A 19586-nucleotide genomic window follows, 5' to 3' on the forward strand; every position below is an offset into this window, starting at 1 on the left:
GAGCGAGGAAATAATAATGACTATTCAATTTACATACGGGGTTCGCGGTACAGAGCAAGCAAATGTAGATGCGGTTATTCGTTTTGTCAGTAAAAAAGAGTTGACGCAATCAGATGCAGTTACCCCGATCGTACAGCCGCAAATCGATGAAGCGCTTAGAGGACGTTATGCTAAAGGATTGTTTAAAGCGGATTCGGAGCAAACGGAGATTATGCCGACACTTGGATTGTATCCTGCGTCTCACATCGTGTTTGTTGGGCTTGATCAGGATGGCGGAGCTACGAGCCTGCGGCTTGCAGCAGCGGCTGCAGCCAAAGCATTGAAAAAATTACAGGCGGTAAATGTGCAAGTACTGCTGTCTGATGCACTTGTTGAAGGGCAAGCTGAAAACCTTGGAGCAGAGTCTACTGCACAAGCGCTGACTGAGGGCTTGCTGCTCGCGCTTCATGATCGACAGCCGTTGAAACGGGAGAAAGCGGAGCGATTTTCGCTGAAAGAGGTTGCACTCGTACCACAGGGAGCAGCTGCATCAGCAGAGGAAGCCGCTTTATGGACACAAGGAATAACAAAAGGCCGGTTGTATGCTGAAGGGGTCATTTTAGCAAGAGATCTTACGAATCTGCCTGGTAATGATCTTACGCCAGAACGGTTGGCGTATCATGCAGAGGAATTAGCGCGTGAGCTTGATTTGGAAATAGAAGTCATTGACGAGTGGAGCGCGGCTGAGCAGCGGATGGGCGGTCTATTAGGCGTTGGACAAGGCAGCATAAATCCACCGCGTATGATCGTTATTCACTATAAAGGCAATCCAAATTCAGAAGAGGCATGGGGACTAATCGGAAAAGGAATTACGTTTGATACGGGCGGTATTTCCTTGAAGAGAGCGGAAGGCATGCAGGATATGATTTCCGATATGGGCGGCGCTGCTGCTGTGCTGGGTGCTATTCGCGTCATTGGAGAGCTGAAACCAGCAATCAACGTCATCGCAGTCATTCCGACAGCTGAGAATATGCCTTCAGACCGAGCGATTAAACCTGGAGATGTGCTGCGCATGATGAGCGGCCATACCGTTGAGATTGTGAATACCGATGCTGAAGGCAGATTAGTGCTGGCAGACGGACTTACGACCGCCATTACAAGAGGAGCAACGAAGCTGATTGATGTGGCAACTTTAACTGGTGCCGTATCCGTAGCCTTGGGTACGCACGCAACAGGCGCGATTACAAACAATGACGAGCTCTACAAACAGGTGCAGCTTGCGTCAGAGAGAGCTGGCGAACGAATCTGGCAGCTTCCTTCTTATCCGGAATATAAGCGGCAGATTAGAAGCGATGCAGCAGATTTGAAAAATAGCGGCGGAAGATATGCCGGTACGATAACCGGCGGATTGTTCATTGGACATTTTGCCGAAGGATTACCGTGGGTGCATCTCGATATTGCCGGAACTGCATGGCTGGATTCGAGCAGAGGCTGGGAGCCTAAGGGAGCTACTGGCGTTATGGTTAGAACTTTAGTTGAATTGATTGTACAGCAAGAATAAGCTTTGAGATGTGATGATTTGGAGGTTCGCCGCGCATGGCGTACCTCCTTTATTTGCGAAGTAATACGTGGACTAAAATGGAGGGCTGACATATGACCTATGAAGAGATAATGAAGGAATTAGAGCGGCTAGGCAATGAGCAAACAAAAATGACCTTTATTCGTCATGGAGCGATGGAGCCGCTCTTTGGTGTGAAAATCGGTGATTTGAAGAAGCTTGTTAAATATGTGAAAAAAGACGAAGAGCTAGCGCTAAAGCTGTTTGCGTCCAGTAATAGCGATGCGATGTATTTGGCGGGACTTTCAGTTAATCCAAAAACCATTGCTAAAGAGACGCTGCAGCAATGGGTCAAACAAGCTTATTGGTACATGGCAGCAGAATATACGGTAGCAGGTGTCGCAGCGGAAAGCCCTTTTGCCCATGAGCTGGCAGTAGAATGGATAGACTCCTCGGAAGAAATGGTGTCAACGTGCGGCTGGAGCACTTATGCGAATTACCTCTCTATTACACCGGACGAGCAGCTGGATTTTGATGAAATACGCTTTTTGTTAAATAGAATAAAGGAAACTATTCATACGGAGCAAAATCGTGTTCGTTATACGATGAACACCTTCGTGATGATTGTCGGTATTTATGTCACGGAGCTGCGTGAAGAAGCAGAGGCCGTTGCAGCATTCATCGGCAAGGTGCATGTAGATGTCGGAAATACAGCGTGCAAGGTCCCGTTAGCTAGTGATTACATCCAAAAAACAGTTTCTTTGGGCAAAGCAGGCGTTAAGAAAAAAACATGTATCTGCTAACTGTTAATGCCCTACGGTATATAATGAACAATTCATTTTCAAAAAAGGCTATTTTTGGTTTGGCTCAATGAGTTAAACTTGAGATAGCTTATTTTATTTATGCCTCAAAGAACAATTTCTTTGTGTGTCGGAACGAAAATACATAGTGGAATAGGGGTATACTTATATGCATGCAATAAATAGAAGGAAAAATGATTTATTAGCTTATCGGCCATCCGTAACGATGGATGTTGAAGAGTTAAATCAATACTGGGAAAATGTATTAAACAGCTATGCAGAGAGGCCGCTTGATGTGAGGAGACAAACGGTTGAAACTCCAATCACAACGGTGAGAACGGAGCGTTTAACTTTTAAAGGCGGAGATGATACGCCTATTCACGGGTTATACATCGTGCCTCAGCAAGGAGTGAACGGTTCGAAGCTGCCTTGTGTCGTTATTTATCAGGGTTATACAGGCGATAAGGGACTACCAGAGCGTTATGCTGCGTGGCTGCTGCTGGGTTATGCCGTATTTGCAGTTGATGCTAGAGGGCAAGGTGGCGAAACAGGCAGCTTGCTAACCACTGATGAAGGTTTCGTCAAAGGCTGGGTTTCACAGGGAATAACGAATACCGAGCGCAGCTACTACCAGGCGATTACAATGGATGCGGTTAGAGCGGTGGATACAGCTGCCCTACAGGATGAGGTGGATGAGTCGCGGATTGCGGTTGTTGGCGCTAGTCAAGGAGGCGGATTATCATTGCTTGCTGCAGCGCTGAACTCCAAGGTAAGCGCGGTCGTTGCCGATATTCCGAACATGTGCCATATGGATTTTGGCCTAATGAATTCGACGAGCTCGCTTACGGAAATTGCTCAGTACATTAAAAGGTATCCTGATCGGCTCAACGCAGTGCTGTCTACGCTTGCTCATTTTGACTTGTTGAATTTGGCTGAACGCATTAAGGCGCCTGTGTTGATGTCGGTTGGATGGAAAGATACCGTGTGTATGCCAGAGACCATCTACGCCGTATACAATCGGATACGATCGCTTAAGCAGCTAAATGATTATCCATTTTCAGGTCATGAGGTAAGCGAATACCAGAACCGAGAATCGATTTTGTTTTTACAGGAAGCGCTGAAAAACGGCCTAAAGCCTTCAATTGATGCAATCGAGCAGCAAGATCAGAATTAATGCTCAATTAGTTGTCCAAAAGAGACAATCAATGCTTCAAATGGATGATATCGATGCCAATATGGTTATGGATGGAGAGCGTACTATGTACTAGAATATATATGAGCTATAAAACGGTGTCCCTGACACATGTTCATTTTTCTTACTTTTCCCTTTATATGTTAAGGGATTAGTGTTTGCTTGATTATTATTGAAAACGATTTAGGCAAGTGCAAGTTGGCGAGCATGTATGGCGAGCATCGCCTTAGAAAATAATAGGATGGCAATGAATAGAGAGGGTGGAATTTTCTGCAATGAGCAACCATGATGAGCGAAATTATTCGCCTTGGCAAAGCTACTATGGCCCCAACCTTGGGTATGTGCAGGAGCAATACGAGCGTTTCTTAACTGATCCAGACTCCGTAGAGTCTACAGTTCGTGAGCTTTTTGTACGTTTCGGGGAACCTCCGGCTACACTACAAGGAGAAGCTCCGAGCATTACGGCTAAGCCAAGCGAGCAAAAGGCTGCATCACATGCAGCAGCACCTGGTCCGATTGATTCAAATATGTTGAAAAAGGTTGTCGCTGCGCATCAGCTAATGCTGAACATTCGCAGATACGGCCATTTAGCTGCAGATATTGATCCGCTCGGCTTCAGCCCTGCTGCTGATACAAAGCTGCTTGAGCCAGAAACTTTCGGACTTACGCAAGCGGATTTAACTTCTATTCCAGCATCGCTTATTTGGGATAATGCGCCAGCATCAATCTCGAATGGCTGGGAAGCAATCAACCGCTTGAGAGAGATTTATACCCGTTCAGCGGCGTATGAATTTACACATATTCATGATGAGAGTGAACGCAATTGGCTTAACAAACAGGCGGAGTCGGGAAGCTTCCCAGCACCGCTGTCTGCAAGAGAACGTTCAGCGCTGCTTGAGCGTCTAATGGAAGTTGAGTATTTCGAGAACTTCCTGCACCGGACATTCGTTGGACAAAAACGTTTCTCTATCGAGGGCGTAGACATGCTCGTGCCAGTGCTTGATGAAATCGTCCGCTCCGTAGCGCATGATGGAGCAAACCATATCCTTATGGGCATGGCGCATCGCGGTCGTCTCAACGTACTGACGCATGTACTTGGCAAGCCTTATGAGAAAATATTTTCTGAATTTCACCATGCTCCGAATAAAGAGCTTATTCCGTCTGAAGGATCAATGGGCCTTAATTATGGCTGGACCGGCGACGTAAAATATCATCTAGGTGCTGACAGAGCTGTGAAGGAAGGCGAAACGATTCGTGCGAATCTTACCCTTGCGAACAACCCGAGCCACTTGGAATTTGTTAATCCAGTAGTTGAAGGCTTCACACGCGCTGCTCAAGAAGATCGAAGCAAGCGTGGAATGCCTACACAAGATCCAGCGAAAGCAGTGACGATTGCCGTTCACGGCGACGCGGCTTTCATTGGAGAAGGAATTGTTGCGGAAACGCTCAATTTCAACAAGCTGCAAGGTTATCACAATGGCGGTACGATTCATATTATCGCAAATAACCGCCTTGGCTTTACGACGAACAGCATTGATTCACGCTCGACGCATTACGCAAGTGATCTTGCGAAAGGCTTCGACATTCCTATCGTACACGTAAATGCGGATGAGCCGGAAGCTTGCTTGGCAGCAGTACGCCTCGCTTGTGAATACCGTCTCCGCTACAATAAAGGTTTTGTTATTGATTTGATTGGTTACCGTCGTTTCGGTCATAATGAAATGGACGATCCAGAAGTAACACAACCGCTGATGTATGCAAAGGTTCGCAATCATCCGACCGTAAGCGTGCTTTACAGCGAGCAGTTGAAGGGTGAGAAGGCGATTACGGAAGCGCAGGTTGAAGAATTGCGTCAACGTACGAACGGCAAGCTGCAAGCAGCCTATGATGCGATGAAAGCGAAGGAAGGCGAGCCGAAGCTTCGTGGTGAGCAAAACAAAACAACGCTGCCTACAGGCGAGGAAGTACGCACTGCAGTTCCTCTTGAGACGCTTCGTGAAATCAACCTGGAGCTGCTTAACCGTCCAGAGGGTTTCACCGAATATACGAAGCTTCAACGTATTTTGCAGCGCAGAGCTTCAGCTTTGAACGATGGGGAAAAGGTTGACTGGGCACATGCCGAGACGCTTGCATTCGCAACGATTCTTGCAGACGGTACACCTATTCGTCTAAGCGGTCAGGATTCGGAGCGCGGAACGTTTGCACATCGTCACATCATGCTTAATGATAATGCGACGGCAGCAAAGTTCTCGCCGCTGCACATTTTACCGCAAGCGAAAGCATCCTTTGCCGTTCATAACAGCCCATTGTCGGAAACGGCAGTACTCGGCTTTGAATATGGCTACAACGTATTTGCGCCTGAAACCTTTGTTATCTGGGAAGCGCAATATGGTGACTTTGCCAACGTTGCCCAAGTTATTTTTGACCAATTCATTTCAGCTGGCCGTGCGAAATGGTCGCAAAAATCAGGCATTACGATTTTGCTGCCGCATGGCTATGAAGGCCAAGGACCGGAGCATTCAAGCGCTAGACTTGAACGTTTCCTTCAGCTTTCAGCTGATAACAACTGGACCGTTGCGAACCTTTCAACGTCCGCTCAATATTTCCACTTGCTGCGTAAGCAAGCAGCGTCGCTTGGCACGGAGCATGTTCGTCCGCTCGTTCTAATGGCGCCTAAGAGCTTGATCCGTAACCCTCGTGTTGCGTCGCATGGTGTTGCGTTCAGCGAAGGCTCATTCAAGCCGGTGCTTCCGCAATTCAAGCTGACAGAGCCGAAGGAACAGAAGGATAAAGTGAAACGTTTGCTTCTTTGCACAGGTAAAGTAGCTATCGATATTGAAGAGGCGCTTGCATCGACAAATGCTGAAGATTATGAATGGCTGCGTGTTGCAAGAGTAGAGCAGCTGTATCCGTTCCCTCATGCAGAAATCGAACGCATTGTGAAGCAATTCGACAAGCTTGAAGAAATCGTATGGGTACAAGAAGAACCGCAAAACATGGGGTCATGGAGCTTCATGGAACCGCGTCTTCGCGCGTTAGCTCCTAAGAAGGCAGCTGTTCGCTACGTTGGCAGACCTGATCGTTCAAGTACTGCAAGCGGACACCAAGAAGTACATGCCGCAGAACAAAAATGGATTATTTCGACAGCATTGAACGGCAAACCAGTTGAAACAAGTTTGATTAGGGGGTAGTGACTAATGGCTGAAATTATTGTACCGGAACTAGGCGAGTCCATTTCTGAGGGCACAATTACCAAATGGTTCGTGAAGGAAGGCGACTCCGTCAATCAGGGAGATGTCCTACTAGAGCTTGAAACCGATAAGGTTAACATAGAAATTAGCGCTGACAATAGCGGTGTTGTATCTCGCATCGCTAAACAAGACGGAGAAGTTGTACTTGTAGGCGAAGCGATCGGTTCGATTGGAGAAGCAGCGGGCGGCGCAGCCGCACCTGCTGCTCCGGCAGCTGAGCCAGCTCCTGTTGCTGCTCCTGCCGCAGTAGCTGCACCAGCTGCTGCTCCAGCAGCGCCTGTTGCCTCTTCTGCAAATGAAAGTGCAGCAACGATTAATGCATCGCCAGCTGCTCGTAAACGTGCTCGTGAGCAAGGCATTGATCTTTCAGCGCAAGGACAAGCTCCTGCTGCTGCACCTGCACCAGCGGTTGCCACTCCGGTTAAATCTGCTCCGCTAACACAATCAGAACCTGCTAACGCAGGCAAAGATGTGAAGCCGACTGAACGCAAACGGATGTCTCGTCGCCGGGTTACGATTGCTAACCGCTTAGTTGAAGCACAACGCACAGCAGCGATGCTGACGACTTTCAATGAAGTGGATATGACTGCGATTCTTGATTTGCGCAAACGCCGCAAGCAAGCTTTCTTCGAGAAAAATGATGTAAACCTAGGTTTTATGTCATTCTTTACGAAAGCTGTAGTTGGTGCGCTTAAAGCATTCCCGCTGCTTAATGCTGAAATTGACGGCGAAGATATTGTTACGAAAAAATTCTATGATATCGGCATTGCAGTATCTGCAAAAGAAGGTCTTGTCGTTCCGGTCGTTCGTGACGCGGACCGTCTAAGCTTCGCTGAAATCGAGAAAAATATCGTTGAGCTTGCTGGCAAAGCAAGATCAAACACGCTTGCTATTTCTGATTTGCAAGGCGGAAGCTTCACTATTACGAATGGCGGCGTATTTGGCTCCTTGCTGTCCACGCCAATTCTTAATGCACCGCAAGTTGGTATTCTCGGCATGCACAAAATTCAAATTCGTCCAGTAGCAATCGATGACGTTCGTATGGAAAACCGTCCGATGATGTATCTTGCATTGTCTTACGATCACCGTATCGTAGATGGCAGCGAAGCTGTTCGCTTCCTCGTAACCGTCAAAGCGCTTCTAGAGGATCCAGAAGCACTTCTTCTCGAAGGCTAAATATAAAGCATCACATTAGAGACTGTCCTTTAAGTAGAGTGATCTACTTAAAGGACAGTCTTTTTTTTTTGCGATTAAGATGGCCGTTTTATTATGTTATGAAAAAAGATGTCGAAAAAAGATCTGAATATCGATTACAATAAACATAATATTGAACATGGAAGCGGGCGTATTATCGGCTACAATTTAGATTTAAGAAGTATTCAATGGAAAGAGGCTGCATAATAGATGCGAGAATCCTTTACTAATCTCACAATGCTCCAGCGGTTCATCGCGTTGTTTATCGTACTAGTCGTTATACCTGTTATTTTTATGGATTGGGTTGTCTCGCGGAATGTCGCAGAAATTACGGAACGGCAAGTGGGTTCGACGCTGGTGAAGTGGGTGGAATCGAGTCATGTAACGATTGATCGAACTATCATGCATATGGAAGAGACCATGAATTCGATCATGATGACCAAGGAAATTCAGGAAATGCTTAATATCCCGTTGTCTTCATCCTACGAGCGTTTTAGACGATTCACGTCTCTGGATGAGATGCTGCTCAAACAAACATCTCCTAAAATAGCGTATTCTTTTTTCATGCCGGATTCTGAAAGCCTTTACTCTTTTGTGCCTTCTTTGGATATGCAGACGCGAGGCATCTACTTCTCTACAAATGTGGATGCGCTTCCATGGTATAAGGAGGCTTATCGTGCTCAGGGACGGGGAGTGCTGAAGGTACTGCATCAATTCGGAGATAATCCGTCCGATCTGGAGACGCTTGTTATGGTTAAACAAATGAACAGCATAACGAATGGGCGATCACCAGAAGCTGGGTACTTGATCGCGTCGGGACTTGAACGTGTGCTGGCAAGTGATCTTGATCCTGATAATGTGGCGAAGGATGGCGAATTATTGATTTTAAATGAAGATAATACGATCATCTCAACAACAAGCAACTACTCCATCGGAAAGATCCTCCCGTTGCCGGACTACGTATCGAGTTCGCCGAGTGGATATTATACGCTGGAGGTTGATGGCAAGAAGTGGCTGTATGCCATTCATCAAAGCGAGCAAAGCAAAACAAAGCTGCTCTACAAAACACCGCTGCAATCCATTATCGGTGATCATAAGGTTATTGAGCAGCTCGTTTATTATTCAATGATGGGTTATTTCCTGCTGTTGCTCTTATTAGGTGTTTACTTTATTCGTTCCATTGTTCGTCCAATTTCTAGACTCGCTAGACATACACGCTCTTATGAGCCAGGCAAACCACTTGGATTAACACAGTATCCGCAGCGTACTAAGGATGAAATCGAAATTTTAAACAACAATTTCATGGATATGACAGAGCGGTTAAATGAAACGATCCATGATAAATATGAGCTTGAGCTGAAGCAAAAGGAGGCGGAGCTGTCGATCCTTCATTCACAAATCAATCCGCATCTGCTGTACAATACGCTGGAGTCTATTTATTGGCGGATGACGCTTGAGGGAACGGACGAGTCAGCGGAAATGGTGCGTGATCTGTCCCTTGTTATGCGAATTGGCCTTAGCCGCGGCAAATCATTAATTACGATTGAAGAAGAGCTGCAGCATGCAGAGGCTTATGTAAGGCTGCAGCTAAAACGTTATGATTATAATTTTAATGTCAATTGGATCATTCAAGAGGAAGCGAAGAGCTGTCTAATTCCGAAGGTTGTACTGCAGCCGCTTATCGAAAATGCAATCGTACATGGCATCAAACGAATGGATAGTGATGGCGAGCTATGGATAACGATCAAGCTGGAGCTGGATTACATCGTCATTGCAATAGAAGACAACGGATATCGCTTGAGGGATGTTGCGCACATTTATGATATTTTGGAAGGCCGAAATCCTGATGCGGGATACGGCATTCTAAACGTCAATAAACGAATCCAATTGCATTTTGGCGAGTTATTCGGTTTGGAATATGCTTTGCGTGCGGAAGGCGGGCTTCGGGCTCAGCTTACGATACCAATCTCACATACCATAGATGACCTCATGAGGGAGGAAGAGCATGTATAATATACTGATTGTTGATGATGAACCGATGATTTGTAAAGGGATCAGCTCAATATTAAGGCAGTCGGATATTCAAATCGGCGAGCTGTTTACGGCTGGCAATGGCTTTGAAGCTTTGGATTATTTTCGACTGGAAAAAATAGATTTGATCATTACAGATATTCAGATGGAGCATATGAACGGCATTGAGCTCATGGAAACGATATTTGTAGAAAATAGCGCTGTGCCGATTATCGTGCTGTCAGCGCATGGAGAATTTGCTTATGCACAAAAAGCAATGAAGTTCGGAGCCAAAGAATATATCGTGAAACCAGTCATGCCGAAGCAGCTTATACAGATTGTTGGAGGCTTGCTAAGACATAAGGAAAGTGAGCTCCGTACGGCTTCCGATGCTGCGTTCAACCGCAAGTTTTATTTGGAGGAAACGAATCCAAAGCAGCATATGCTGCTTAATGAGTTAATTACGGAAGGCCTTGGCGAGTCGGAGGTTGAAGCTTTATTTCAATCATTAGGATTAAAGATGGAGGGCCCCTACTTCTGTTTGTTTACGATCCAGCTGCATTTGAAAAACGCTGGTAAAACGGATAAAGATATTCAGTCCTTGCGGGATCGGAATTTGATTAAGTATGCCTGCTACAACGTGGTAGAGGAAACGATCAGCAGCTGGGATAAGTTATTGTTCTATTCACCGAATGGAGCTCTGACTGTCGTGCTGCAGCTTTCTGCGAAGGAGCTGGACCATTCGATGAGAAGCAGCTTGCTGACGACGATCGGACAACAGCTTCATGCGCATCTGCTGGAATACTTAAATGTCCAATGCACGATTGGGATTAGTACGATTAAGGAAGGGCTGTTCAGTTGGGCAGAGCTTTATAAGGAAGCGATATCCGCGTTAAAAATGACAGAGGTTCATCATGACCATCATGTGTTTTTGGCCGAGGATATGTCAGACAAAAAATCTACTGAGGATCATAATGGAGATATTCAGGAAGCGAGAGGCTACATAGACAAACATTTTAGTAAAAAAGGAATGAAGCTGCAGGATATTGCGGACGCCGTTCATCTAAGTCCCAATTATTTGAGCTATTTATTTAAAAAGGTGCTAAATATTACGATATGGGACTACTTGACGAAGCAGAGAATGGAAGCGGGAAGAAGGCTGCTGCTTACGACTGATATGCGGAGATACGAGATTGCGGATGAGATTGGTTATGAGTCGCCGGAGCATTTTAGCAAAATGTTTAAAAAGTACTTTGGCTATAATCTATCAGATTTAAAAAAATAACATTTCTGCTCGTGCTGCTGCGCGAGCAGTTTTTATATGTCGAACCCTATGTCGAAATCATAACAGCGCACACCTTAACCGTAACAGCGACCATCGTGTAGAGAGAAGTAGCTGACTTATAATGAGGATGCAAGCAACAAAAGACCTAATTGAGAGGGGAACTAACACGATGAAGATCAGGGGAATCGTAATCAGCATGCTGGTACTAATGATTGTATTGGCAGGCTGCAGCGGCGGCAGTAACAATGGCGGGAATAAAGGAAAAGAAGAAAATGCTGGAAAAGCAACGAATGCAGCTGTAAACAAAACAGAGGAGCAGCCAGCAACAGAGAAACCAGCAGAGCCTGTTGAAATTACAGTTCAAGGCCAACCGCCGGATAGAACAGAAGCAATCGAGCAGTTGAACCTGAAAATTGAGCGTTTCAAAAAAGCAAACCCTAACGTTACGATCAAAACGGATGATTGGCAGTACAATCCATCTGAAATCGGAATTAAAATGGCTGCTAACAATGCGCCAACAGAGTTTAATGCTTATTTGACAGAAGGACGTGTTCTAGCAGAAAAAGGCTGGGCGGCTGATGTTACGAGCCTTATTGAAAATTGGAAAAACAAAGATGATTTAAATCCAATTATGACTGGTCCGTTCTCCGTTGACGGTAAAATTTATGGTATTCCGGTAGATGCTTATGTTATGACAATTACGCTTAACAAGAAAATTTTCGAAGAAAAAGGCGTTCCGCTTCCATCGCTTGACTGGACTTGGGAAGAGCTGATTGAAACGGCGAAAAAAGTAAACGATCCGGCTAAAGGTATTGCTGGTTTTATCCCAATGGGCAAAGGCACAGAAGCAGGCTGGAACTGGACGAACTTCTTGTTTGCAGCGGGCGGCGACATTCAAACGGTTGAGAACGGCAAAGTAAAAGCAACATTCAATAGTGAACAAGGTTTGAAAGCGTTGGAGTTTTACAAGCAGCTGAAAGATGCTGACGTGCTTCCGAAAAACTGGGCTCTAGGCTACGGCGATGCACTTAACCTGTTTAACCAAGGCCGCGGTGCAATGGTTATGTGTGGAAGCGGCAACGCAGCGGATGCAGCCATCAACACAGGCGGTATCAGCAAAGACGACGTCGTTATTTATCCAATCCCATCCGTAACTAAAGGCGGCAAGCATACTGGCGTACTAGGCGGCAGCTTCAAAGTCATCAACCCTAAAGCAGATGCTGCACAGCAAAAAACTGCATTTGACTGGTTGACTTCGGAGTATTTCACTGACGAATTCATTAATGCAATCGATGGTGAAGTCACTACACGTAAAGCAGAAAACAAAGTATATATTCCACAAACGATTTTCTACTGGACACCAGAATCCGAGTTCGGTAAAAAATGGGATACGATGTTGGCTAAACACGACAATGTGTTCACATATGACCCTGCTTTGATGGCTTTGCTTGATGGTAAGCCAGAGCCGCAGTATGAAACACAAGCTTTCTATGCTGAAATGGCTAACGTTATTCAAAAAGTGTTCACGACAAAAGATGTAGATTTGAAAAAGGTGTTGGATGAAGCAGCAGCTAAAGTCCAATCGGAATTCTACGATAAAATTACGATCCAATAATAAGCCGCGACACCAAGGGCCAATACCAATAACCTCGGTATTGGCCCTTTTTTTCAAATTAGAAGTGATCATAAGTATCGCTGCACCTTGGGAGGGGGAGAACCATGGCAACACAAACGATTACATCAACGATAAGCACGAAGAAAAAGCGCAAGTGGAACCTCTATATTTGGGGGGCCTTGTTTGTACTTCCCGAAATTATCGTTTTCTTGCTCTTTCTCTGGATTCCTATTATTAAGGGAGTTCTGTTCAGCTTTCAAGAGGTGGATTTCGTTAAAGGGAATGTTTTTGTTGGACTGCAAAACTACATCGATATTACGAGTTCAAGTGACTTTTATATCGCAATAAAAAATACGCTGTATTATATGGGGCTTTGCGTAGTCATTGGCTTTTGGGTACCCGCTGCAGTTGCTATTGCTGTATCGGAGCTCAGAAGATTTCAAGGGCTAGCTCGCGTTGCGGGTTATTTGCCAAGTGTAATACCAGCTATCGTGTTGTATGGGATGTGGGTTTGGTTTTATGATCCGATCGGACCAATTAATGCATTTCTGATGGGCATCGGATTGCCGGCAATTGATTTCTTCACAAAAGGCATGTCTATGATCTCGATCGTTATTATGGAAACGTGGCAAAACTTTGGAGGAGCGGTGCTCATCTATTTGGCTTCAATCGTTGGCATACCGCGGGATCTGTATGAAGCTGCGGAAATCGACGGTGCAAGTGTATGGCAACGAATTAAGTTTATTACACTGCCTAATTTGCGCTCATTGCTGTTCCTGATGTTTTTACTTCAAATCATTAACACCTCGCAAAGCTTCCAAGCACAACTGGCTATGACTGCCGGAGGTCCGGACAACGCGACTTTAACTTATATGCTGCTTATGAACAGAAATGCATTTACTTATTTGGATTTTGGCAAAGCAACAGCAATGGGTACGATGATGTTCGCCGTTATGATGGTGCTCTCATTCTTCTACCTGAAAGTGCAGAATAGGAGTGAAAAAGGATGAAAAATACCGAGCGTTCCATAATCTCGTCATTTGATTTCAAACGTTGGCAAGTAAAGCTTGGTTACGCTGTGATGGTGCTTTTTATCGGCATAATCATTGTATCCATGCTGTATCCCTTTCTGAATACGCTGCTTAGCTCTCTGAAGACGACTGGGGAATTTTTTGCTTTCCCTGCGCCGTTTTTCCCAAAGGATTGGCTGTGGCATAACTATATTGATGCATGGCATGTTATTCCGATGCTTAAGTTTTTGAAAAATACGCTGATGATTTTTGTTGGAACAGTTATTTTCGCCCTTGTCTTTATTGGCATGACGTCATTCGCGTTGTCACATATGCGGGTACCTTTCAAGAAAGTGGTCATGCTGTTTTTCTTATCTACCCTGATGATTCCATCTGCTACTTATTTAATTCCAAACTTCCTTAACTTGCAAAGCTTAGGTTTGCTAAACAGCTACTGGGCCTTTTGGCTTCCAGCAGGCGCGAATGCTTTTTATTTGCTGCTCATGAAAAACTTTTTCGATGGATTGCATAAGGAACTGTTTGAAGCAGGCAGAATCGACGGAGCTAGTGAGTTTCTATGCTTCATTCGGATCGCGATTCCTTTGTCGGTACCTATCCTAATGACGCTTATCATCTTCTATTTCTCCAGCACATGGAATGATTTTTATTGGCCGTCACTTGTTATGCTGGAGAAGGATATGTATCCTCTTGCAACAGGTATTTTCAGATATGTGGTGTATTCCGGCTCCACGATTCAGTGGAATGTGAAGTTTGCGGTGCTTTCGATTACGATGGTTCCGCCGCTTATCTTTTTTCTTATTTTCCAGCGTTACATTATGGGTGGACTTAATGTAGCTGGGGTGAAAGGTTAGCATTTCATCAGCTAGAGTTTTAGCGGCACGGGGCTTTATGAATGAGTAGTAAATCGAATTAATGATTCTCTTATAGACATTGCCGCTAATCGATACACTTGCTGGCGGCAATGTTTTTTTGTATTTTAAAATTGAAGTTGAGCAGGAAGAAGGCAGAAGATGTTGAAAGTAATCAACAGGATGAAGCTGCTTGTTGAAATGAGATGAGATGAGGGGATTAAAATCGTCGAGGTTAATGAACAATTGAGGGAAAGCGAAGAGAGATATCAGCATTTAGTTCATATGCTTCCTGACGGGCTTATTGTTGTGTTAGAAGATAATATTGTTTTTGCTAATCACGCAATGCTAACCATGCTGGGCATTAGCAATTTCGATGATATCATTGGAGACCCCATAAACAAATTCATACATCCCGAATTTATGGAGCGGTTTCCAGCTATGATCAACTATTTGATTCTAGAGGCTAATCCTTCTACGTTTACCTATTACGAGCTGCTTCGTCTGGACCAGCAAGTGATAGAGGTTGAAATGAGAGCAGTAGCTGTGAAATTTGATGGTAAAAATGCTGTCCAGCTTATTATTCATGATATAACCAAGCAGAAGCGAATGGAAGCTTCCTTGCACGAAAAGGAATATTTATATAAAAGCTTGATGGAAAACGTTGTAGCAGGTGTATTCGTAGGGCTAAGGGATAAGATTGTTTATGCCAACCCGTATCTAGCGGAGATGTATGGTTATACGGTAGAGGAGATGTACGCCATCTCGATAAACGATTTAATGGATCAGGATGAAATCAATATTCACAAAAGCAAGATTTTACGTGGAATGGGTATTGGATTAAGTCAATTCCCTATCAAAAGTAAAGGAATAAAAAAAGACGGCAGCCGCATCTATTTGGAGGGAAACAGTACAGTTATTATGTTCAATGGAGAACTGTCCTTGCTTGGAACCGTTCAAGACGTTACACCTAAACGTGAAAAAGAAAAATTGTTAATGGAAAATGCCAAGTTGTATCAAAAAATTATAAAGTTTGTTCCTGAGCCGATCGTTATGAGTGATCAAGGGATCGTGCTTTACGCGAACAAGCTAGCTTTGGAAGCGCTAGGAATTGAATCGGAAGCAAAGATAATCGGTACAAGTGTGTTCGAATTTATTCATCAGAGCCACCATGCATTAACGCTTGAGAAAATGCATCTCATTATGTCGACGGACGAGGCAACACCTTTTGAGGAACGTGTTCTTATTCGTACGGACGGAAAATTACTGGATGTGGAAGTTTCAAGTATCCGAATTAACAATTATTTGGGCAAGGATGTCATGCTCAGTGTGATTCGTGATTTGACCGACCGCAAACGCTCGGAGGAGGTTCTTATTCGTTCGGAGAAGCTGTCGGCAATTGGTCAGCTTGCCGCAGGCGTAGCGCATGAAATTCGAAATCCGTTAACAGCGCTAAAGGGCTTCACGCAGCTATTAAGCAGTAAATACCCGGAGAACCCGCATTATTTTTCAATAATGGCCAATGAAATTGACCGTATTACTTTAATCGTAAATGAGTTTATGACGTTAGCGAAGCCGCATTTCGCGAACTATCGCAGCGAGCCTCTAGAGCCGATACTGCGAAGTGTATTATCTTTGCTGGAAACACAAGCTATTCTTATAAATGTGGAGTTGAAGGTTTGTTTTGACCATACACGGCCGAGTATATTTTGCAATGTGGACCAGCTTAAGCAGGTTTTTTTAAATATTATTAAAAATGCGTTAGAGGCAATGCCGCAGGGCGGCGAAGTTGTTGTGACGGTTGCAAGCTTGGAGGATGGCTTCGTTCATATCCGAATTATAGATGGCGGTCCAGGTATACCGGAGGAGCTTATTTCGAAAATTGGCGAACCTTTTCTTACAACGAAAGAAAAAGGGACTGGGCTTGGCATAATGATCAGCAACCGCATTATTGAAGCGCACAAGGGTACGCTTCAAATTAGCAGTGTGATGAACGAAGGAACAGTCGTGGAAATTATGCTGCCTGTTGAGGATCAGCTAACGATAGGCCTAGGATGAGCTATAGGCGTTATCATCTGATATAGCCAACAATCTTTTACGTTTATGGTGAAGTGTGAAATAAATGACGGAAGATAAGGCAATTATAATGGCACAAAGTATATACATAACGCTGTACCCGTAGCTTGAAGCCAAGGAGCCAAGTGTGTAGGATCCAATTCCATATCCAAGGTCGAACAGCAAATAAAACGTTGCTGTAGCGAGCCCTCTGCGATGAGCCGGAGCAGCAAGCACGGCTATGGTCTGAAAGCAAGGCAGCAGGGCGCCGTATCCGAGACCAATGACAGCACCGGAAACAAGCAGAATAACGGGCGAGCTTGCTTGGCTAAGCAGCAGCATGCCGATGGCAAATATAACGATGCTGGGATATACAATGACATGTTCTCCTACACGATCAAGCAATTTACCGACAAGCGGGCGAGGCAATACAATCATAATGCCGAAGCACACAAAGAAATAGCTGGCATATTGATCAATAGCCTGTTCATGAGCATAAACCGACATAAACGTTACGAGCCCGCTGTAGGCGAACGCGACTACAAACCCGCTAAGTGCAATGGGCACAGCTTTCTTCTCTACAAGATCGCGCCAATGCAGCTTGCTCTTCGTTTTTATGATCGGTTGTTCAGCTTTGGCAGCGGCGGATTTCTTGGCTGTTGAAGCGCCTAGGATGAAGGAGATGAGCGCGCACACCGCGCATAATGCGAACATCGCTGTAAAGCCGCCATGCGTTGTTATCGTTAAGCCAACGAAAGGGCCGATGACCATCGCGAGGCTCATAAATAAGCTGAAGTAACTAATTCCCTCTCCTTTGCGATGCTCGGGTATGATTCCGATTGCAGTCGTATTCGTAGAGGTAGTTGCGATAGCGAACGTGCCGCCATGAAAAAAACGAACCAGCAGCAGCATCGCGTAGCCAAAAACACCTAAGTATGCGATCGAAAACAATAGAAACAGCAGCAATGAAATAATAACGATCTTCCGTTCCCCATAACGGGTCATCAATTGGCCAGCGAAGGGCCGAAGCAGTACTGAGGCGATAACGAAAACAGTCATCGATAATCCGGCTTGCGTGTCAGATCCTCCAAGCCCATTGGTCACATAAACGGACAACGCTGTTGCTAATGTATAAAAAGCAAAAAATAGAAAAAAGCTGCTTAAACATATTTTAATGAAGTCGGCGCTCCATAGTTTATCCGTATTCATTATAGGTTCCCCTCTCAGATGTTCGCCGATCATTCACTCGTCTTTGTGTTTGATTCGTGGTTCAGTTCTGCGTTTTTAGTTATTTTGGCGATAAATTTTTTGAATGATTGAATTTCGTCTTCCGAAATATCTGTCAACAGCTGTGCAACAAATTTTTCTTCGATAGGTGCCAGTTCATTAGAGCATGTTCTGCCATTAGCGGTTAAATAAAGCAGCTGTGATCGGCGGTCATTCGGATTGGCGACACGTCGGACAAGCGCTTTTCGTTCAAGCTGGTCAACAAGCCGTGTAATGTTAGCGGGGTCCTTGTCGGAGCGCTGTGCCAAATCTTTATGAGTCATGCCATCGTGCTCATCAAGATACATGAGCAGCGACCATTGTTCAGGCGTAACGTCATAATCTTGAAAAAGCTGATGCAGCCGAAGGTTTAGTTTACGGCCTGTATTGCTGAGCATATAGCCTACTGATTGTATAATTTCCATTGCTTTCACCTGCTATTTTCATTTAGTTGTTATGACAATAATACGCTTAACAACTAAATAGGTCAAGAGCTTCAATCCACAAATTTGGAATGAAGCGGTTTACAGTTGATCGGAAGAGACATGATTTTGCTTGCGATATTGTTCGGGTGTAAGGTCGGTATGCAGCTTGAAAGCGCGGCTGAAATGAGAGGGATGCTTAAAACCAACATCATAACCAATGTCGGTAATGGGGTGAATGGTGTTGATAAGCTCGATTTTGGCCTGATAGATTCTACGCTGCATGAGAAACTGGAAGATTGTAAATCCAGTAACCTCTTTGAATGTTTTAGCCAAATAGTATTTGCTTAAGTGCAGCTCAGCTTGAATCGCCTCTAGCGTAATATCATCATTATAATGGCACTCCAAATAGGAGATGATTGCTTGAACATGGCGTTCTTTGGAGGTTGGAAAGGTTGGCTTATCCTTCAGCGGCTTCTGGCAAAGCTGATTGATCTGAATAAGAAAATCAAGCATTAAAGCTTGAAATCGCTGAATGGAGAAGCTGTCCTGAAGTACGTAAAGCTGTTCAAGCTTATGAAGACTAGCTTCTATTTCCGCTTTCTCATTGCCCCTCAGCTGCAAACGTATATTTTGAAGCTTCTCGAAGGGCTCGAGCAGGTCCGCTGCAAATGAAGGCTGAATAAATTGCTTGAAGTAATACGGATCAAAATGTAGGATCGACCGGTGGTAAACTGCGCTTGGATCGACATGTGCCCGGTGCAGTGTCATCCCGTGCATAAGCAGCAAGTCGCCAGGCTCGAGAACATAGATGCGGTCATTAATAAGATAGTTTACTTTGCCGCCATGGAAATAATAGATTTCGTAATGAAAGTGACTATGATAGGGAATATGAGCATTAAAATCAGAGCTGGTTCCCATTGTGAACGGTAATTTGATTTGTTGCTGCTTGCTCATCCTTTCGCCTCCACTCATAAATACCATCATTATACACCAACCACAGTCAAATAAAAGCGTAAACAAGTTAATGCGAATGAAGCCCACTGCATCCCAAAATGCTACCATATAGGCAGGCAAAAC

14 protein-coding genes are annotated in these 19586 nt (G+C 44.8%); 11 read left to right on the plus strand and 3 right to left on the minus strand.

Annotation, left to right across the window (positions count from 1 at the left end):
* Window positions 1–16: 16 nt before the first annotated feature.
* The 11 genes from AC1DOV_RS07970 (at window position 17) to AC1DOV_RS08020 (ending at window position 16821) form a co-directional block, all read left to right on the plus strand.
* Complete coding sequence (locus tag AC1DOV_RS07970; RefSeq protein WP_477509434.1) at window positions 17–1540, plus strand: leucyl aminopeptidase; 1524 nt, start codon at window positions 17–19, stop codon at window positions 1538–1540.
* Between the two features lie 92 nt (window positions 1541–1632).
* Entirely contained in the window at window positions 1633–2340 is a 708-nt protein-coding gene (locus tag AC1DOV_RS07975; RefSeq protein WP_477549644.1) for a DNA alkylation repair protein, read from the plus strand.
* Between the two features lie 166 nt (window positions 2341–2506).
* Window positions 2507–3511: an acetylxylan esterase gene (locus tag AC1DOV_RS07980; RefSeq protein WP_477549645.1), complete on the plus strand. Its 1005-nt coding sequence runs from the start codon at window positions 2507–2509 to the stop codon at window positions 3509–3511.
* Window positions 3512–3804: 293 nt separating this feature from the next.
* Complete coding sequence (locus tag AC1DOV_RS07985) at window positions 3805–6720, plus strand: 2-oxoglutarate dehydrogenase E1 component (RefSeq protein WP_339207570.1); 2916 nt, start codon at window positions 3805–3807, stop codon at window positions 6718–6720.
* A gap of 6 nt (window positions 6721–6726) precedes the next feature.
* Entirely contained in the window at window positions 6727–7956 is a 1230-nt protein-coding gene (odhB, locus tag AC1DOV_RS07990; protein WP_430057499.1) for a 2-oxoglutarate dehydrogenase complex dihydrolipoyllysine-residue succinyltransferase, read from the plus strand.
* A gap of 228 nt (window positions 7957–8184) precedes the next feature.
* Entirely contained in the window at window positions 8185–9987 is a 1803-nt protein-coding gene (locus tag AC1DOV_RS07995) for a sensor histidine kinase (RefSeq protein ID WP_477549646.1), read from the plus strand.
* A complete protein-coding gene (locus AC1DOV_RS08000; protein ID WP_477549647.1) occupies window positions 9980–11269 on the plus strand; it encodes a response regulator in 1290 nt (429 codons plus the stop codon). Before AC1DOV_RS07995 ends, AC1DOV_RS08000 begins: the two co-directional genes overlap by 8 nt.
* Before the next feature lie 169 nt (window positions 11270–11438).
* The gene (locus AC1DOV_RS08005) at window positions 11439–12884 is read left to right on the plus strand and encodes an ABC transporter substrate-binding protein (protein WP_076267994.1); all 1446 of its coding nucleotides are present in this window, start codon (window positions 11439–11441) and stop codon (window positions 12882–12884) included.
* 104 nt (window positions 12885–12988) lie between these two features.
* The gene (locus tag AC1DOV_RS08010) at window positions 12989–13894 is read left to right on the plus strand and encodes a carbohydrate ABC transporter permease (RefSeq protein ID WP_477549648.1); all 906 of its coding nucleotides are present in this window, start codon (window positions 12989–12991) and stop codon (window positions 13892–13894) included.
* Window positions 13891–14766 carry a carbohydrate ABC transporter permease gene (locus AC1DOV_RS08015; RefSeq protein ID WP_477549649.1) on the plus strand — a complete coding sequence of 292 codons (876 nt, stop codon included), beginning with the start codon at window positions 13891–13893 and terminating at the stop codon, window positions 14764–14766. The genes AC1DOV_RS08010 and AC1DOV_RS08015 overlap by 4 nt, the downstream gene beginning before the upstream one ends.
* 243 nt (window positions 14767–15009) lie before the next feature.
* Window positions 15010–16821, plus strand: coding sequence for a PAS domain S-box protein (locus AC1DOV_RS08020; protein WP_477549650.1), 1812 nt, complete (start codon window positions 15010–15012; stop codon window positions 16819–16821).
* Here AC1DOV_RS08020 and AC1DOV_RS08025 read toward each other — a convergent pair.
* From AC1DOV_RS08025 to AC1DOV_RS08035, 3 genes are all read right to left on the minus strand, one after another.
* Window positions 16813–18027, minus strand: coding sequence for an MFS transporter (locus AC1DOV_RS08025; RefSeq protein WP_477549651.1), 1215 nt, complete (start codon window positions 18025–18027; stop codon window positions 16813–16815). The genes AC1DOV_RS08020 and AC1DOV_RS08025 overlap by 9 nt on opposite strands.
* 29 nt (window positions 18028–18056) lie before the next feature.
* On the minus strand, window positions 18057–18509 hold the full coding sequence (locus tag AC1DOV_RS08030) for a MarR family winged helix-turn-helix transcriptional regulator (RefSeq protein ID WP_441879177.1): 453 nt from the start codon (window positions 18507–18509) through the stop codon (window positions 18057–18059).
* 99 nt (window positions 18510–18608) lie between these two features.
* Window positions 18609–19463, minus strand: coding sequence for a helix-turn-helix transcriptional regulator (locus AC1DOV_RS08035; protein ID WP_339207579.1), 855 nt, complete (start codon window positions 19461–19463; stop codon window positions 18609–18611).
* Window positions 19464–19586: the final 123 nt, after the last annotated feature.

It is taken from the genome of Paenibacillus sp. 01T47 (assembly GCF_056398245.1).

What these genes read in the sequence shown, in the direction of transcription:
- AC1DOV_RS07970 (WP_477509434.1), top strand. Translation starts at nt 17, where the DNA reads ATGACTATTCAATTTACATACGGGGTTCGCGGTACAGAGCAAGCAAAT.
- AC1DOV_RS07975 (WP_477549644.1), top strand. Translation starts at nt 1,633, where the DNA reads ATGACCTATGAAGAGATAATGAAGGAATTAGAGCGGCTAGGCAATGAG.
- AC1DOV_RS07980 (WP_477549645.1), top strand. Translation starts at nt 2,507, where the DNA reads ATGCATGCAATAAATAGAAGGAAAAATGATTTATTAGCTTATCGGCCA.
- AC1DOV_RS07985 (WP_339207570.1), top strand. Translation starts at nt 3,805, where the DNA reads ATGAGCAACCATGATGAGCGAAATTATTCGCCTTGGCAAAGCTACTAT.
- odhB (WP_430057499.1), top strand. Translation starts at nt 6,727, where the DNA reads ATGGCTGAAATTATTGTACCGGAACTAGGCGAGTCCATTTCTGAGGGC.
- AC1DOV_RS07995 (WP_477549646.1), top strand. Translation starts at nt 8,185, where the DNA reads ATGCGAGAATCCTTTACTAATCTCACAATGCTCCAGCGGTTCATCGCG.
- AC1DOV_RS08000 (WP_477549647.1), top strand. Translation starts at nt 9,980, where the DNA reads ATGTATAATATACTGATTGTTGATGATGAACCGATGATTTGTAAAGGG.
- AC1DOV_RS08005 (WP_076267994.1), top strand. Translation starts at nt 11,439, where the DNA reads ATGAAGATCAGGGGAATCGTAATCAGCATGCTGGTACTAATGATTGTA.
- AC1DOV_RS08010 (WP_477549648.1), top strand. Translation starts at nt 12,989, where the DNA reads ATGGCAACACAAACGATTACATCAACGATAAGCACGAAGAAAAAGCGC.
- AC1DOV_RS08015 (WP_477549649.1), top strand. Translation starts at nt 13,891, where the DNA reads ATGAAAAATACCGAGCGTTCCATAATCTCGTCATTTGATTTCAAACGT.
- AC1DOV_RS08025 (WP_477549651.1), bottom strand. Translation starts at nt 18,027, where the DNA reads ATGAATACGGATAAACTATGGAGCGCCGACTTCATTAAAATATGTTTA.
- AC1DOV_RS08030 (WP_441879177.1), bottom strand. Translation starts at nt 18,509, where the DNA reads ATGGAAATTATACAATCAGTAGGCTATATGCTCAGCAATACAGGCCGT.
- AC1DOV_RS08035 (WP_339207579.1), bottom strand. Translation starts at nt 19,463, where the DNA reads ATGAGCAAGCAGCAACAAATCAAATTACCGTTCACAATGGGAACCAGC.